At 72.0% G+C, this 15,483-nt stretch carries 13 protein-coding genes and 1 pseudogene; 6 read left to right on the top strand and 8 right to left on the bottom strand.

Features of this window, described 5'->3' with window-relative positions; genetic code table 11:
- Window positions 1–387: 387 nt before the first annotated feature.
- Complete coding sequence (locus tag JGS22_RS01265) at window positions 388–1,002, top strand: TetR/AcrR family transcriptional regulator (protein ID WP_211040623.1); 615 nt, start codon at window positions 388–390, stop codon at window positions 1,000–1,002.
- A 219-nt stretch (window positions 1,003–1,221) separates the two neighbouring features.
- On the opposite strand, the gene JGS22_RS01260 is transcribed toward JGS22_RS01265, so the two are convergent.
- The 5 genes from JGS22_RS01260 to JGS22_RS01240 form a co-directional block, all read right to left on the bottom strand.
- Complete coding sequence (locus JGS22_RS01260; protein WP_308405461.1) at window positions 1,222–3,237, bottom strand: ABC transporter ATP-binding protein; 2,016 nt, start codon at window positions 3,235–3,237, stop codon at window positions 1,222–1,224.
- Window positions 3,234–5,276 carry an ABC transporter ATP-binding protein gene (locus tag JGS22_RS01255; protein WP_211040624.1) on the bottom strand — a complete coding sequence of 681 codons (2,043 nt, stop codon included), beginning with the start codon at window positions 5,274–5,276 and terminating at the stop codon, window positions 3,234–3,236. The genes JGS22_RS01260 and JGS22_RS01255 overlap by 4 nt, the downstream gene beginning before the upstream one ends.
- Before the next feature lie 284 nt (window positions 5,277–5,560).
- Window positions 5,561–6,001 (bottom strand): hypothetical protein, encoded by a 441-nt coding sequence (locus JGS22_RS01250; RefSeq protein ID WP_211040625.1) that lies wholly within the window; start codon window positions 5,999–6,001, stop codon window positions 5,561–5,563.
- 265 nt (window positions 6,002–6,266) lie between these two features.
- A complete protein-coding gene (locus JGS22_RS01245) occupies window positions 6,267–6,434 on the bottom strand; it encodes a hypothetical protein (RefSeq protein WP_211040626.1) in 168 nt (55 codons plus the stop codon).
- A complete protein-coding gene (locus JGS22_RS01240) occupies window positions 6,431–6,631 on the bottom strand; it encodes a hypothetical protein (RefSeq protein WP_211040627.1) in 201 nt (66 codons plus the stop codon). Before JGS22_RS01240 ends, JGS22_RS01245 begins: the two co-directional genes overlap by 4 nt.
- Before the next feature lie 201 nt (window positions 6,632–6,832).
- On the opposite strand from JGS22_RS01240, the gene JGS22_RS01235 reads away from it, so the two are divergent.
- The 5 genes from JGS22_RS01235 (at window position 6,833) to JGS22_RS01220 (ending at window position 10,564) form a co-directional block, all read left to right on the top strand.
- Window positions 6,833–7,675: a helix-turn-helix domain-containing protein gene (locus tag JGS22_RS01235; protein ID WP_211040628.1), complete on the top strand. Its 843-nt coding sequence runs from the start codon at window positions 6,833–6,835 to the stop codon at window positions 7,673–7,675.
- Window positions 7,675–7,866 carry a DUF397 domain-containing protein gene (locus JGS22_RS01230; protein WP_211040631.1) on the top strand — a complete coding sequence of 64 codons (192 nt, stop codon included), beginning with the start codon at window positions 7,675–7,677 and terminating at the stop codon, window positions 7,864–7,866. The genes JGS22_RS01235 and JGS22_RS01230 overlap by 1 nt, the downstream gene beginning before the upstream one ends.
- 313 nt (window positions 7,867–8,179) lie before the next feature.
- Window positions 8,180–8,371, top strand: coding sequence for a DUF397 domain-containing protein (locus JGS22_RS01225; RefSeq protein ID WP_211040632.1), 192 nt, complete (start codon window positions 8,180–8,182; stop codon window positions 8,369–8,371).
- A 166-nt stretch (window positions 8,372–8,537) separates the two neighbouring features.
- A complete protein-coding gene (locus JGS22_RS27575) occupies window positions 8,538–8,615 on the top strand; it encodes a 50S ribosomal protein bL37 (protein ID WP_503003238.1) in 78 nt (25 codons plus the stop codon).
- Window positions 8,616–9,133: 518 nt separating this feature from the next.
- Window positions 9,134–10,564: a protein kinase family protein gene (locus JGS22_RS01220; protein WP_216814802.1), complete on the top strand. Its 1,431-nt coding sequence runs from the start codon at window positions 9,134–9,136 to the stop codon at window positions 10,562–10,564.
- Between the two features lie 512 nt (window positions 10,565–11,076).
- On the opposite strand, the gene JGS22_RS27245 is transcribed toward JGS22_RS01220, so the two are convergent.
- The 3 genes and pseudogenes from JGS22_RS27245 to JGS22_RS01210 form a co-directional block, all read right to left on the bottom strand.
- Window positions 11,077–12,048 carry a tetratricopeptide repeat protein gene (locus JGS22_RS27245; protein ID WP_372454291.1) on the bottom strand — a complete coding sequence of 324 codons (972 nt, stop codon included), beginning with the start codon at window positions 12,046–12,048 and terminating at the stop codon, window positions 11,077–11,079.
- A 207-nt stretch (window positions 12,049–12,255) separates the two neighbouring features.
- Window positions 12,256–12,678 (bottom strand): annotated as a pseudogene (locus JGS22_RS27530) (NADH-quinone oxidoreductase subunit L); the annotation flags it as partial.
- Window positions 12,679–14,933: 2,255 nt separating this feature from the next.
- Entirely contained in the window at window positions 14,934–15,368 is a 435-nt protein-coding gene (locus JGS22_RS01210) for a hypothetical protein (protein ID WP_308405460.1), read from the bottom strand.
- Between the last annotated feature and the right edge of the window lie 115 nt (window positions 15,369–15,483).

Here is a 15,483-nt window from a genome sequence, read left to right as displayed (position 1 = left end):
GCGGTGCCGGTGTGGAGCTGTACGGGCGCGGGGTTGTGCGGTTGTGGTCCTACGGGTGCGGTGCGGTGCGGTGCGGTGCGTGCGGGTCGTGCTCGTGCGGGTGCGTGGGACGCGCTGGCGGTGCGGGTCGTGGTCGGGCAGGTGCGGGTCAGGGCGTGCTGGTCGTGGCTGGGCGGGCTGCTCGGGCGGCCGGCCCGTCTGCACGGCCCGGCGGTGCGCCGACGTCCCGGACCACGGGGTTCGAGTCGTGCGGGGTCAGATCGCGCAGGTCGGGTCGCGACGGCGACGGCTTTGGATACGGAAGCCAACCAGTAGCCAACTCTCACTTCGAGGGGCCGGCGAGTCAACTCGAAAAGATGGTGAACTATCACTTGTTAGGGTGGACGCATGCCCACAGGGACCCCCAGACCGTTGCGTGCCGACGCCGCCCGCAACTCGGAGAAGATCCTCCGCGCCGCCCGCGAGGTCTACGCCGAGGTCGGTCCGGACGCCTCGCTGGACGCCGTCGCCCGCCGCGCCGGAGTGGGCATCGCCACCCTCTTCCGGCGCTTCCCGGACAAGAGCGCGCTGCTGCGCGCCGTGCTCGACCGGCAGTTCGCCGAGCAGGTGGGCCCCGCGCTCGACCGCGCCCGCAAGGACCCCGACCCGCTGCGCGGCGTCGCCCTCATGCTGGAGACGGCGCTCGCCTCCGCCATCGCCCACCACCACGTACTCGTCGCCGCCCGGAACACCGGTGTCCTCACCAGCGGCGCGGGTGACCGGTTCTTCGAGGTGCTCGACCCGGCGGTGCGACGCGGCCAGCAGGCCGGAGTGATCAGGCAGGACCTCGTGCCGGAGGATCTGCGCCGGATCATGACCATGCTGATCAGCGTCACCTGGACGATGGAGCCCGGCGAGACCGGATGGCGCCGGTACGTGGCCCTGATTCTCGACAGCCTCTCGCCGGCCGGCGCCGGCACGCTGCCTGAACCCGCGCCACCGATCCGGCGCCCCGACTTCTGAGCGGCCCCGGCCCCGGCCCCTGAGCGCCGGCGACGCCTGAGCGCCGCGACTGCCGCCGCAGCGCCGCGATCGCCGCCGGGAGCGCCCAGGGCCCGGGATGCGGAGACAGCACGTCGCTCAGCCCGCCTCGCAGCCGCTCCGAACCTAGCCCCGCCGACACCTCCGGCCGCCGCCTCGCGGTGCTCCGGGGAGCACGCGCGTCGGGGCGGCGCCTGCGCCTCAGCTCAGGCTGTCGCGCCAGGCACGGTGGAGATCGGCGAACCGGCCGCTGCCCGCGATGAGTTCGGCGGGCGGACCGTCCTCGACGATCCTGCCGTCCGACATCACCAGCACCCGGTCCGCGATCTCGACCGTGGACAGCCGGTGGGCGATCACCATCGCCGTACGCCCGTGCAGCACCGTGTCCATCGCCTGCTGAACCGCCCGCTCTCCGGGCACGTCCAGCGAGGACGTCGCCTCGTCCAGGATCAGCACCGACGGGTCGGCCAGCAACGCACGGGCGAAGGACACCAACTGCCGCTGGCCCGCGGAGATACGGCCGCCGCGCTTGCGCACATCGGTGTCGTACCCGTCCGGCAGCGTGCGGATGAAGTCGTGAGCGCCGATCGACCGGGCCGCGTCCTCGATCTGCTCGCGGGTGGCGTCGGGACGGCCGATGGCGATGTTCTCGGCGACCGTGCCGCTGAAGAGGAACGCCTCCTGCGTCACCATCACCACCCCGCGTCTGAGCTCGGGCACTGCCAACTCCCGCAGATCCACGCCGTCCAGCAGCACCCGGCCGTGGCTCGGATCGTAGAAACGGGCGAGCAGTCTGGCGAGCGTCGACTTGCCGGCGCCCGTGGAACCCACCACGGCGACCGTCTCGCCGGCGGGAATGCTCAGATCGAAGCGCGGCAGCACCTCGCCGCCTCTGCGGTAGCCGAAGCTCACTCCCTCGAACTCCACCGATCTGCCCGGCTTCCCCTCCTCCCGCTCCGGCAGCTCGCGCGGTTGGGCCGGGTCGGGCACCGAGGGCTCCTGCGCCAGCAGACCCGCGATCTTCTCCAGCGAAGCCGCCGCCGACTGGTAGGAGTTGAGGAACATGCCCATCCGGTCGATCGGGTCGTACAGCCGCCGGATGTACAGCGCGGAGGCCGCGAGGACGCCGAGCGCCAGCGTGCCGTCCGCCACCCGGTACGCGCCCCAGACCACGATCGCGGCGACCGCGACGTTGGCGGTGAGCCGGGAGAGCACCACGTAGCGGGCCATCTCCAGGATCGAGTCGCCGTTCACCCGCATGTGGTGGGAGTTGAGCTCGGCGAACGCCGCGTCGTTCGCCCGCTCACGACGGAAGGACTTCACCGGGCGGATGCCGTTCATGGTCTCGGCGAACTTCACGATCACCGCCGCGATCGCCGTCGAACGCTTGCGGTAGACCCGCATCGAACGCTTCTGGAAGTTGCGCACCAGCATCAGCAGCGGCACGAACGACAGCACCGCAGCCCCGCCCAGCCCGACGTCCAGCACCAGCAGCATCGCCGTGATGTAGACGATCGACAGGACGACCTGGATCAGCTCCTGGAGTCCCTCGTCCAGCAGCTCCCGCAGCGCCTCCACGTCCGTGGTGGAGCGCGAGATCAGCCGGCCGGAGGTGTAGCGGTCGTGGAAGTCCACGCTCAGCGCCTGGGAGTGGCGGTAGATACGGCCGCGCAGATCCAGCAGCACCCGCTGGTTGATCCGGGCCGCGACCCTGATGAAGACGTACTGCAGGCCCCCCGAGGCGACCGCCGCCACCAGGTAGAGCGAACCCAGCAGCACCAGCGGGCCGTAGTCGTCGCCGCGCAGCGCGGGCACCGCCCGGTCGATGGCGAACGCCACCAGCAGTGGCCCGGCCTGCATCGCTGCCTGCTGGAACATCAGCAGCACCGCGGCCAGCGCCACCCACGGCTTGTGGTACCGCAGCAGTGAAACGAGCAGCCGACGCGGCGCGTCCTTCGGCGCCGGCAGCACGTCCCGGTCGAACGGGTCGGAGGAGGCCCCCTCCCCGGCGTCGGCCGCCGGGCCCCCGGCGTCGGCCGCCGCTTGTACGCCGGCGGGCGCCTCGGTGCCGGGGCCGTTCTCCGCGTCCTGACGTGCCTCGGTGCCGACGTGCGCCGGGTCCTGCGTACGCTTCCGCGCGTCCGTGCGTGCCTCGGCGTCCGACGGTGAAGTGGTGCTTTTCGCCTGAGAGTTGGCGGTCGAGGGTGTGGTGGTCACCGTGCTCCCCGTAGTTCTGGCTCACTCGGCGCCTGCTCGGGCGCGCCTGACATCAGATGGCGGTACTCCGCGTTGTCCCGCAACAACTCGTGGTGGGTGCCGACGGCCGTCACCCGCCCGCCGGACAGCAGTGCCACCCGGTCGGCGAGCAGCACCGTCGACGGGCGGTGCGCCACCACCAGCGCGGTGGTGGTGGACAGCACCTCGCGCAGCGCCGCCTCCACCCGCGCCTCGGTGTGCACGTCCAGCGCCGACAGCGGGTCGTCGAGTACCAGGAACCGCGGTTTGCCGACCACCGCCCGCGCCAGGGCGAGCCGCTGACGCTGCCCGCCCGACAGGCTCTGGCCCTGCTCGCCGACCTGGGTCTCGACGCCCTGCGGGAGCGCCGAGACGAAACCGTCAGCCTGGGCCACCCGCAGCGCGCGCCAGACATCCTCGTCGCTGACCTGCCCGTCGGCGTCCGCACCCGCGCCCATCGCGACGTTCTCCCGCACGCTCGCGGAGAAGAGCGTCGGCTCCTCGAACGCCACCGCCACCCTGCGCCGCAACTCCGCGCCGGGCAGTGTCGCGACGTCCGTGCCGTCCAGCAGAATGCGACCGCCGGACAGCTCGTGCAGCCGCGGCACGAGCGCCGTCAACGTCGTCTTGCCGCTGCCGGTCGCCCCGACCAGGGCCATCGTCTCGCCCGGACGTATCCGCAGATCGACGCCGTCCAGCACCGGCGGCGCGGACTCGGGCGCATCCGCGAACCGGAAGATGACGCCCTCCAGCCGCAGACCGTCCCCGCCCTCCCGCTCGGTGGGCTTGTGCTCCGACGGCTGCTGCTCGGATTGCTGCTGCCCGGACGGTTCCTGCTCGGTGCGCTCCTGCCCGGACGTCTTCTGCTCGGATTGCTGCCGTGTCGCGGCCTGCTCGGACGGGTCGTCCGTGCCGCGGGCAGCTCCTGACTTCGCGGGCAGGGTGTCCGGCGCCACGGGGGCGTCCAGCACCTCGTAGAAGCGATCCGTGGCCGTCGCCGCCTCGTTGCTCATCGCCAGCAGGAAGCCGATGGAGTCGATCGGCCACCGCAGCGCGAGCGCCGTCGACAGGAAGGCGACCAGCGTCCCCGCGGACAACTCCCCGTCCGCCACCTGCACGGTGCCGAGCAGCAGCGCAGCGCCGAGCGCCAGCTCCGGCAGCGTCATGATCAACGCCCAGATACCGGCCAGCAGTCGGGCCTTGCGCAGCTCGGTGCCGCGCAACCGGTTCGCCAGGTCGCGAAAGGCCCTCGCCTGGCTTCGGTGCCGCCCGAAGCCCTTGATGATCCGCACACCGAGCACCGACTCCTCGACGACCGTCGTCAGATCACCGACCTGGTCCTGCGCCAGCCGGGCCTGCACCGCGTACTTCCCCTCGAAGAGGGAGCAGAGCACGATCAGCGGCACCACCGGCAAGAGCAGCAGCAGCCCCAGACCCCAGTCCAGCGCGAGCAGAATCCCGCAACCGACCAGGATGGTCACGCCGTTGACCAGGAGGAAGGTCATCGGAAAGGCCAGGAACAGCCGCAGCAGCTGGAGGTCGGTCGTGCCGCGGGAGAGCAACTGCCCGCTCGCCCAACGGTCGTGAAAACTCACCGGCAGCCGCTGAAGACGCTCGTACAACTGCGCCCGCATCGACGCCTCGACCCCGGCCAGAGGCCGTGCCACCAGCCACCGCCGCAGGCCGAAGAGCAGCGCCTCCGCCACCCCGACCGCCAGCAGCAACCCGCCGCCGAGCCACACCCCTGCGGTGTCCCGATCGGCCACGGGGCCGTCCACGATCCACTTCAGCACCACCGGCACCAAGAGCCCCGTGCAGGAAGCGATGATCGCGATGAACGCGGCCGTGAAGAGCCGCGCCCGCACCGGTTTCACAAAGGGCCACAACCGCAGCAACGACCGCACGGCCGACCGCGACGGGTCGGCTTCCTGCTGGTCGGCGGCTTGGTCGACGGCCGCCTTCGCGACCTCTTCCGCCTCCACGGCGGCTGTCACGGCTGGGGGTTCGGTAGACGCGTTCATCAGCACCGAGCCTACGGTTCACCACTGACAACTCTCACTCGGTTTTTCGGCCTAAGACCTCAGCCCGATGTCGCTCTCCGGGGTCGAGCACCCCCAGCGCCGAGGTACGGCGTGCGTCGCGCGCCGGCGTACGGAGCTGGCCGCGGTGCACCGTGGCACGGATGGCGGATGGCGGATGGCGGATGACGAGTGCGTGCGTACCGGTGGCCCCCGAGGGCAGCGGGCACCGGCCGACTGCGCTGCCCGCTGCCCGGAGGGGCGTAGAAACCTGCCCCGCCGACACCTCACCGAGCGGCGGCGACTGTGGGTGCCGGGAGCGCGCGGGCGGTGAGGGTGTAGAGGACGTCGGTGTCCGCCGCGGTGACCGACACCAACTCGCGTATCCGCAGCCCGCGCAGCAACTCCTCGTGCGCCGACCGGTCCTGCGCCCAGAGGCGCAGCCGAACCCCCGGCGACGGAGCGTCGTCCGGTGCCGGGCGGAGAGCGGCGGTCGGCCACGGACCCGCTCCGGGCTCGAGGTCAAGCGCGCGGGAGAGCCGTACCGCCCGGCCCTTCAGCCAACGCAGTACCAATCGGGGGGAGTTGAGGCGGGCCGACGCCAGCAGGTACAGCGGCGAGGCGTCGAGGGGTTGGGCGTACACCTCGCACAGATAGCCCTCGCCGCACGGCTGCCGGGGCCGCTGCGTCACCGCTTGTTCGCCGTACGGGCGCGAGTCGGTACTCACCGGCGCAGCCGCGCCAGATGCAGACGCACCCGGGCCCGGAGAGCCGCCACCTCCACGGCCAACTCGTCCCCGCCGAGCACCCGTTGCCCGGTGGGTGCCGCAACATCACCGCCGTCCCCGGCGCTTGTGGTGGCAGTGCCGTGGGCGGCATCCGTGGTTGTTGTTGTCGGTGATGGCGGTAGCGGTGGCGGCGCGGGAGGCGTCGGTGGCACGGGTACGGCCCCGTCGGCGTCGAACCCGTCGTCGCAACTCCGGTGCGGACTGCTCACGGACGTCGCACCGCCTGATGCTCCGAAACCATGTGCCGTTGCAACAGAACCGTCCAATCGACCTCGCGCGACAGCTCGCCCGTCAGGCTCGCTGCCTCCCGCTCGCGCCGCAGCCGTACGCACTCCGCGCACCCGGCGACCTCCGACTCGTTGGAACTGTTCACGTCTCCCACCCCCTGCGCACTGCACCAGTCAACTCCCGTGCGGAGAAGGGGTGCACGGCTGCGAGCCCGACCAGCAGCACCGGCTCATGAGCAGGGAACTCCCAGATCTCCGACCACTCATGCGCCCCGGACATACCTACCCAGTTGTGGGCCGGCTCGGCCCCCAACTGCCTTATTCCGTCCGCTGTTCCACTCATGCGCCCCTCCGCGATCACGTGCGCCTGCCTTAGCTCCCCGTTCCGGTCGCCAGAACCGGTCCGTCGAGGGGGTTCGTGGCGCTACGTTTACGAGGGTGCGCGTCGAGTGACCGTTCGCACCAGCGCATGACGCGCTGTGCCGACGTCCTCCGCGACACGTTCCACAAAACCAACAACACGGCGTAGAAAAGGGAGCACCCGATGCCGATCAGAAGGGCCGTCACCGGCCGCTCGCAGGAACCCCGCGCCCGATTCGCCGAGGAACTGCGGTCCTGTCGCAGGCGACACGGAAAGACGCTGCGCGAGGTCGGGGCGGCGATCACCTGGGACCACTCGCACCTCGGCCGGATGGAACTGGGGGAGACCCTCGGCGGCCCGGAGATGGTCCAGGACCTCGACCGTCTCTACGGCACCGACTACCTCCTCATTCTCTGGGAGATCGCGCAGAAGGACCCCAGTCAGTTCCGCGCGCGATACCGCCGCTACATGGCGATGGAGGCCGAGGCCACCAGCATCCAGATCTACTCGCCCGCCGTCGTGCCCGGTCTGCTCCAGGTCGAGTCGTACGCGCGCGCTCTGCTCTCCGCCGGAGGTCTCACCGGCAGCTCGCTGGAGACACAGGTCAAGGCGCGCTGCGAACGCAGGCACCTGCTGCACGCCCCGAACGCACCGTTCCTGCGCGTCATCCTCTCCGAGGCCGTACTCCGCACCCCGACGAAGGACCCGGCGCACTGGGCGCAACAACTGCACCACCTGTTGCGCACCACGGAACTGCCCAACGTCTCCGTCCAACTCCTGCCGCTGGCAACGGGTTTCCACGCCCTGACCAACATGTACGTGGACTTTCTGCGTCTGCCCGACGCGAGAACAGTCGCCTGGATCGAGTCCGGCTACTCCGGCGAACTGGTTGAGGAAACCAGCCCGGTTGAGCGGCTCGTCCTCAGCTACGATCGACTCCGCGACGAGGCACTGCCGGTCGCCGAGTCGCTGAAGCTCATCGCCGATCTCATCAAGGAGCCGCCGTGCGACCCGACTTCCACCTGATGCCCGTTTCGTGGCGCAAGTCCAGCTACAGCAACCAGGACGGGGGCTCTTGCCTCGAAGTCGCCGACGGTTTCGCCGGCGTCGTACCCGTCCGCGACAGCAAGGTGCCCTCGGGTCCCGCGCTCGTACTCGCGCACGACGACTGGACGACGTTCCTCACTGCCCTCAAATCGGGCTCACTGAGCGACTGACCCCCGCCGCCCCGGACGCCGCACGAGCACTTCCATCACGCCTGTCACCAGCGGATTTGCCCTACGGTGTAGTTTTTTGGCCGTGCCGCGTCCGGAGCTGCGCCTGGGATCGACCACCACCGGAGATAGCCATGTCGTCCAAGTGGACCGGAGCTTCTGCCGAACCCGGCTACTCGGGTGAACTGGTTGACCCGGTTGAGCGCCAGTAGCTCAACTGCGATCGTCTCTCTGGTGAAGCATTGTCGGCTACCAAGTCGCTGAAGCTCATCGCCGATCTCATCAAGGAGCCGCCGTGCGACCCGACTTCCACCTGATGTCCGTTTCGTGGCGCAAGTCCAGCTACAGCAACCAGGACGGCGGCGACTGCCTCGAAGTCGCCGACGGTTTCGCCGGCGTCGTACCCGTCCGCGACAGCAAGGTGCCCTCGGGTCCCGCGCTCGTACTCGCGCACGACGACTGGACGACGTTCCTCACCGCCCTCAAATCGGGCTCACTGAGCGGATAGCCGTCGCCGTCCCGGGGCCCGCGCGACCACTTCCGTCGCGCCTGTCACCAGCGGATTTGCCCTACAGGGCCCGGGCGGATGGGATTGAGCCGAGTACGGGACGTCACCTGCCGGGCTGTGCCGCGGCCGGAACGACGTCCGAGATCGACCACGACCGGAGGTAGTCATGTCGTCCAAGCGTCGCCGTAAGAAGAAGGCTCGTCGCAAGAACAGCGCGAACCACGGCCGTCGCCCCCAGTCCTGAGGGGAGCGACGCGCGCCGGGCAGTAGCCCGCACGGAGGGGGTTGGAGCCGCACCCCGCGCCCCAACCCCCTCCGCGCACCCGCCGCACTCCAGCGGCACCGAACTTCCGCACTGCCGGAATCGTCAACTATGTCGCGATCCTCGGTAGTTGCGTCAAAGCCCTCTCCGCCGCCATAAGCCCAGGTCAACAAGACTGCTCCCCGCGCACGCGGGGATGGACCTCCCGGGTCGTACGCGACGAGGACGCCGGACCTCTGTGGCCGGCGCGCGCAGGAAATATCGCCGACTGCGCCCCGTGCGCGCGGGTGTTGGGGCGAGGGCTGGGTTGTGGGTGGGGGTGAGGTCGGTGGCGTCGCCGGACGACTCGACGGCGAGGGTGGTCGTGCTCACGCGGTGGCCGCGGTGACCGCTGCCTCGCCCGTGCCGCCGCCCTGCCGCAGCGCGACCACGACCGCCAGCGCGGTGGCGATCGTCGCCCGACTCACCTCCTCGCTCTCGGACTTCGAGCTCGGCAGGTGGTGGACGGCAGGTTCCGGCTCACCGTTCGGCGGGAGGGTCGGGAGGGTGACGCGGCCGAGGGGTCGGGGGACGGTGGCGAGCTCGGCAGGTGGGACGCGTACGACGTGCGGCGGAAGCGGCCGGTGGTCGTCGAGTTGGCGGAGCACACGCCGGGTCGGGCGGAGCGCGCGGTGGCGATCGTCGCGGCGTACGCCACTGTGCGGCCGCCGCAGTCGGTCGTGGTGGGTGACCAGGGCGAGTGGGTGGTCGGGGAGCGGCGGCTTTGCTACCTCGTCGAGGAGCCGTCGTCGTACGGGACGTTGGCCGCGTGGCTGGCTGCCGAGAGTCCGGTTCTGCGCGAGGTGGTGGCCTGGGGGCTCGACCTCGTTCGCGGGCTCGCGGTGCTGCATCGTGCGGGCGTCGTCCACGGTTCGGTGCGCCTGGACCGGGTGCTGCTCGACGGCGAGGGCGCGGCCGTACTGTCCGCGCCCGGCCTGACGGTCGCTGCCGACGCGACGCCGGATTTCGATCTGTACGCCTTCGGGCAGCTGCTCTACACGCTGGTCACCGGCCGCCCACCGGACGCGGAGAGCCCCGAGCCGGCGTGGCGCTACGCGTCCCGGGTGCCGCAGCGACTGGACCATCTGCTGCGGGAGCTGCTGGATCCGGTGCCTGAGCAACGGCTGCGCAGTGCACAGGAGTTGGAGCTGCGTCTGCGGGAGATCGCAGAGAGCACGCTGCCGGTGTCGGCGTTCGCGTCGGCTGCGCAGAACGCGCAGAACGCACTCGGCGGGGCAGGGGACGACGGGGTACGGGTTTCGAGAGCGGCGCGGAACGAGGCTGCCAGACGGGCGGGTGTGCGGCGTCCCCAGCTGCGCGAGCCGGGGGAGCGGCCCCTCGCGGTTCAGGCCGGTGCGGTCGCGCTGGTGACGGCGGTTGCTGCGGGGCTGCTCCTGGCGCTGGCCACCGGGCTGTCGGCGCCGCTCGTGGTCGGCGGTGCGGCGCTGGTGGTGGCAGTGCTTGCGCTGGTGTCGGTGGTCGTGGTGGAGGGCCAACGGGGTTCCCACAGCAAGGAGTTGTACGGTGCGCTCACGCTCGGCAGCGTGCTGGTGTGGGCGGCGGCCGCCGGGGTGGCGCTGCCGGTGCCGTGGTGGGCGGCGCTCGTACTGGTTCCGTTGGCCGGGATGGCGGGAGCGGTGGCGTCGGTGCTCGCGCTCTCGTTCATGGGCGCCGTGCCCCTGCGGATGGCGGCGTCCTGGCGGTACCCGCTGGTCGCGCGTTCGTGGATGACGGCTTCCGGTGTGGTCTTCGGTGTGGTGACCGGCGCCGTGCTCGGCGCGGGCGGGCACCTGTCGTGGCCGCCGGCGGTGGTTGCGGCGCTGGTGGTGCCGTGGGTCTACACACTGGTGCTGCTGCCCTGCCTGCTGCCGTTGCGACGGCGGCGGAGCTGACCGGTAGAGCTGACCGGCGGAGCGCAACAGCAGAGCTGAACAGCAGAGCGAAACCGCTGAGAGGCGAACGGCGAGAGCTGAACAGCAGAGCGCAGCGACGGTCGCGCTCGGGCGGTAGGGCTGGTCAGGTACGGGTGGTGGACCGCCGGGACAGGTGCGCGGTCTGTCCGGGCTGGGATCGAACTCCCGCGTGGCCGGGCCGGGTTCGCGGCGCGACGGCAGGATCGACGCTCGCCAGGCGTCGTTCGGGCGCGACAACCGAGCGGCGCCGCCGACGAGTTGCCGTTGAATGGCGCAGGCTGTCGAAGTAGCTCGGGCTGTCGGGCGGTGCGAATTGCCAGGCGGAGCGCCCGCCCCACGCCAGCCGGCCGGTCGGGACCGAACTCCCCGTCGCGTTCCGCCGTGTCCGAACGCTCGTGGCGCGCGAGTACCGCGCCGGGCGTCCCGTCGAGCGCCCGCATCGTCCTGGACGCGGTCGCCGGCTGCCGAGCAGGCGGCCCGAATGTGCGCGCCTACGCCGGGCCCGGGCGTCCGGTCGGAGGGCGCGACGCCTCCCACGTCCGTGCTGTGGTGCGCAGTCGGGCGGACGTCACGGCGTCCTGGCCGTGGTGGAGTTCGGCGTCGGCGAGTGCGTGGCGGAGCATCGCCGCGCCGCGCTCGGTGTCGCCGGTCGCCGCGTAGGCGCGGGCCAGGACGCTGCGGGCGTACAGACTGTCGGTGCGCAGTCGTCCGCCGTACTGCTCCAGCAGGCTCAGGGTGTGCTCCGCGAGGACGACGGCGCGTTCCGCGTCGCCGGACTCCAGGTAGGCGAGGGCGAGTTGATGGCGTACGGCGGCGAGCAGCGCGCCTACGTCCGCGGAGCCGGGGGCGTCCTCCAGGTCCGAGGCCAGTTCCTCGTGGGCGGCGACGGCGCGTGGCCAGTCGCCGGTCCGCCCGTACAGCTGGTTGCGCAGGGCCTGATGGTCGCGGGTGGCGGGGTGGTCGCGTCCGAGGTGTTCGCGCGCGAGGCGGACGTTCTCCTCCTGCAGGGTGAGTGCCCGTGCCGCTTCGTCGGCGGCCAGGTGTGCCCGTACGAGGTCGGCCCGCGCCGACAGGGTCGCGGGCTCGCCCGTGCCGACGGTCTCCTCCCAGCTCCGCAGGATCTCTGTCAGCAGCGCGCACGCTTCCCCGTGCTCGCCGAGACCGGACAGCACCTCCGCCAACTGGACGTGTGCGACGCGCACTTCGGGATGGCGGGTGGCGAAGGCCGCGCCCATCTCGGCGAGGTCGCGTTTCAACTGCTCGCGTGCGCCGGTGAGTTCGCCGCGCAGGAGGCGGTTGTCGACAAGCGCCGCGCCGATGTCCCTGGTGATCGGGTGGAGTGGCCCGAGCAGTTGTTCCGCCTCGGCGACGGATGTGGCCAGCAGGGATGCGGCGCGGAGCACGTCACCGGTGTCGTGGAGGGCTCGGGCGAGGTTGGTGCGGGAGACGAGAGCGTCCCGAATCGAGTGCCCGCCGTCGAGGGCGGTACGGCCGATGGGGCTCGTACCGCCCTCGGAGCCCGTAGCGCCGTCGGGGCCGGTGCTGCGCGTACCGCCGTGGGGGCTCGTAATGCCCGTACTGCGGTCCGGCTCCGCACTGCCCGTGCCGCCCGACCCGTCCGGCTTCGTACCGACCGTACCGCCCGTGCCGCCCGACCCGTCCGGCTTCGTACCGACCGTACCGCCCTCGACGGCGGCGTGCTCCGCGGCGCCCAGGACTGCTTCCTTGGAGAAGAAGCCGCTGAAGGGAGGAAGCGCGGCGAGGGCGAGTCGGTATCGGCCGACGAGGCGGAACGCGAGGGCCCGGTCGTTGCGGGCGGCACGGGCGGTACGGTCGGTACGAAGCCGGACGGGTCGGGCGGGCCCGTGCAGCGGGCCCAGGAGTACCGGACCGGGGTCCGGGTCGCGGCCGAGCACCGTGGTGTGGCGCCAGGTCGCGTAGGTGACCAGCGCACCGACGAGGGCCACACCGGTGGCCAGGACGGAGGTGGTGAGCGTCGGCGCGAGGCTGTCGCCGTCGAACCAGTCGGGCAGACGTGAGTAGAGCAGTCCGAAGCCGAGGGAGGGGACGGCGAGCAGCCACAGCACGGCGTTCATGGGCAGCGTGGCGGGGCGTACGGCGGGCGCGGTCGGCGCTCCGGAAACCGCTCGGCCGCCGTCTTCCACCTCCTGTCCCACGGCGCGTTCAAGGCACTGCTCTTCCTGACCGCCGGCGTGGTGATCACCGCGGCCGGCACCGCCTCGCTGGCGGCCATGGCCGCCAGCGAGGCGGTGCCGGCCGCGACCATCAGGCCCTGCGCAACCAGCTGTACGGGCGGACTGTGGCAGATGTGTCGGGGCGACGGTGTGCGCGGCCACCAACTCGTGCTCGGCGAGGGCGAGTCGGTATCGGCCGACGAGGCGGAACGCGAGGGCCCGGTCGTTGCGGGCGGCGAGCGTCCGGCTGTGCAGCGGGCCGTGCCGCGCGGTACGGCCCGCCACGGCGCGTTCCGCCCACCGCACCGCCTCCGCGCCCTGTCCGGCGTGGACGTGGGCGAGCGCGAGTGCGCCGGTTTCGGCGAGGTCGGGTTGTCGCGCGAACGGGATCCGGCTGTCGGCCGGCCCGTTGAAAACGTTCTCCTCGTGGAGCGCGATCGCCTCGCGCAGCCGGCCGGACTGCATCAGCGCGTCGGCGAGCAGCGTACGAGCGGCCCGGGCTGCCTCGCGTCGCATGCCCGGCAGCACCACGTCCCGCTCCAGTGCGGAGACGGCCCGCTCCAGCAGGCTCGCGGCTTCCTGGGCGCGCAGCTGCTCCGTGAGCAGGTACTGCGCCGCGTGCCGCAGCACGACGGCGGTGTCGGCGCGGTCCCGGACCGGGTCGGTGTGCCGGGCGTACGCCTCGATCTGCGGCAACAGGCTCTGCCAGTACGGCTGTTGGGCCGGATCGTCGTGGCGGTGTGTGCTGACCGCGGTGAGCAGCAGGTCGACGGCCTCCTGCCGCGCCGCCTCGACGGCAGAGGGGTTGCGGTGGGGGTCGCCGGGTTGCGGTGTGCGCATCACCGTGCCCACCAGCGGATGCACCGCGATGCTGTCGCCGTCGAGGCGGACAAGCCCGTAGGCGCGCAGCCGGCTCACCGCCCGTTCCCAGCCGGGGAGCGCGGTGTGCGCGGCGGACCAGGTGCCGGCGCCGCGCGGACGCCGCCAACCGACGCGTTGCGCGAGGCGTCTGCGAGCGTACGGGAGGGTCCAGCGCACCACCGTACGGGCGAGGAGGCGGCGCGAGGGGCGGGAGCGGTCCTCGCGCAGCGAACGCAGCAACCGCCGCGGAATCCGTTCCGCCGAGAACCAGCTCAGCACCCTGAGTACGTGCGCGCCGCGGGGGTCCTGCTCCTCGACCGCGGTCAGGGACTGCCGCAACACCTGGACGAGAGTGGTGCTGTGCGGGTCGTGCGGGCCGAGTGCCTGCGCGGGGTGCGCGCGCAACAGGCGCAGATAGTCCGCGGGTTGGAGCTGTTCCTGCTCCAGGTACGCGGCGGCCTGTTCCAGCGCGAGCGGCAAGTGGCCCAGCGCGTCGGCCACTTGGGCGAGCCCGGCGGTTTCGCGGTCGAGGCCGGAGAGGGCGGAGAGCATGGAGACAGCCGCGTTCGGCGGGAGCACGTCCAGCGCGAGCGTACGCGGCAGATGGTTCCAACCGGTGCCGAGACGGCTGGTGACCAGGTGGTGTCCGCCGGTCAACCGGCCGAGTATCGGGTCGAGTTCGGCGGGCTGCTCGACGTTGTCGAAGACCAGCAGCCAGTCCGAGAAGCTCTGGAGCCAGCCGATCGCCCATGCCGCACGCTGCTGCTCGTCCAGTCCGCTCAGCCTGAGGTGGCCCTGGGTGCGGTCGGCGAGAGCGGCCAGACCGGAGGTGATCTGCCGCGGGCTGTCGGCGCGCATCCAGTGGATGAGCCGGTAGCGACCGGCCGGGCCGCGTCGGCGACGCGCGTACTCCAGCGCGAGGGCGCTTTTGCCCACGCCGCCCAGACCGTGCACCACCTGGATACTGTGGCCCGCCTCGAACGCCGCCTCGATGCCCGCCAACTCCCCTTCGCGCCCGGCGAATCGGGCGTTGCCGGGGTGCGGCAGATCGATCCGGTCGACCGGCGGCGGCACCTCGGCCGGCGGCCGGACGGTGTCCGCGGGCAGGACGTAGGTGTCGCCCGTGCTGATCCGGCCGTGGTTGTCCCCGCCGACGTACACCGAACGCGAGCCGAAGGCGCCCACCGGCCCCGCGGGCGTACGGTCGGCGTCCCCAGCGCGGCCCGGCTGCGTCGCCCGGGCCTTGGCACTGCCGCGGTCCGACGGCGTTCCGCGCTCGCGTCGTCGGGGCATCAGCTGCGCGGGTCCCGCTCGATCCTGGTGTTGTCACCGGTGGCGATGACGCCGTTGTTGGTGGCCACTGCCACCGAGCGGTCGCCGGTGGCACGGAAGCTGTTCGCGGGGGCCGGGGGTGCGTCGCCGAGCAGCGCGGCCAGGTCTCGCCGCAGCGCCTCGTCGTCCACCAGCATCCGACGCAGCTCCTCCAACAGGGCGGTGCGCGCAGCTTCGTTGGCGGGATCGTCCGCCACGCCGCCGAGCTGACGCAGCAGGAACGGACGGGTCTCCTCGCGCCGCCACAGCCGGTTCAGCAGGCGGCGGCCGAAGGCGACGGCGGCGTCGGCGCTGTCGTCGCCCACGCGGGTCACCACCGCGGTGCCGTACGCGCCGACCGCCGCGCCGATGTACGGCCAGCTCTGCTGCACGACCCCTGCGACATCCAGCTCCACGCGACCCTCCCCGGCGCCACATCGCCGCAGAGCGCGGCGAGTCGACCTCCCATCATGCCAGGGGCCGGTGACTCGCCGCGCTCTGCGAGGGCGCGGTTGCCGGAGGGTCAGACGG

This window comes from Streptomyces tardus (genome assembly GCF_018101125.2).
Classification (GTDB): Bacteria; Actinomycetota; Actinomycetes; order Streptomycetales; family Streptomycetaceae; genus Streptomyces; species Streptomyces tardus.
Note: the sequence above shows the minus strand (reverse complement) of the source record. Positions and strands in the feature narration are given on the sequence as shown.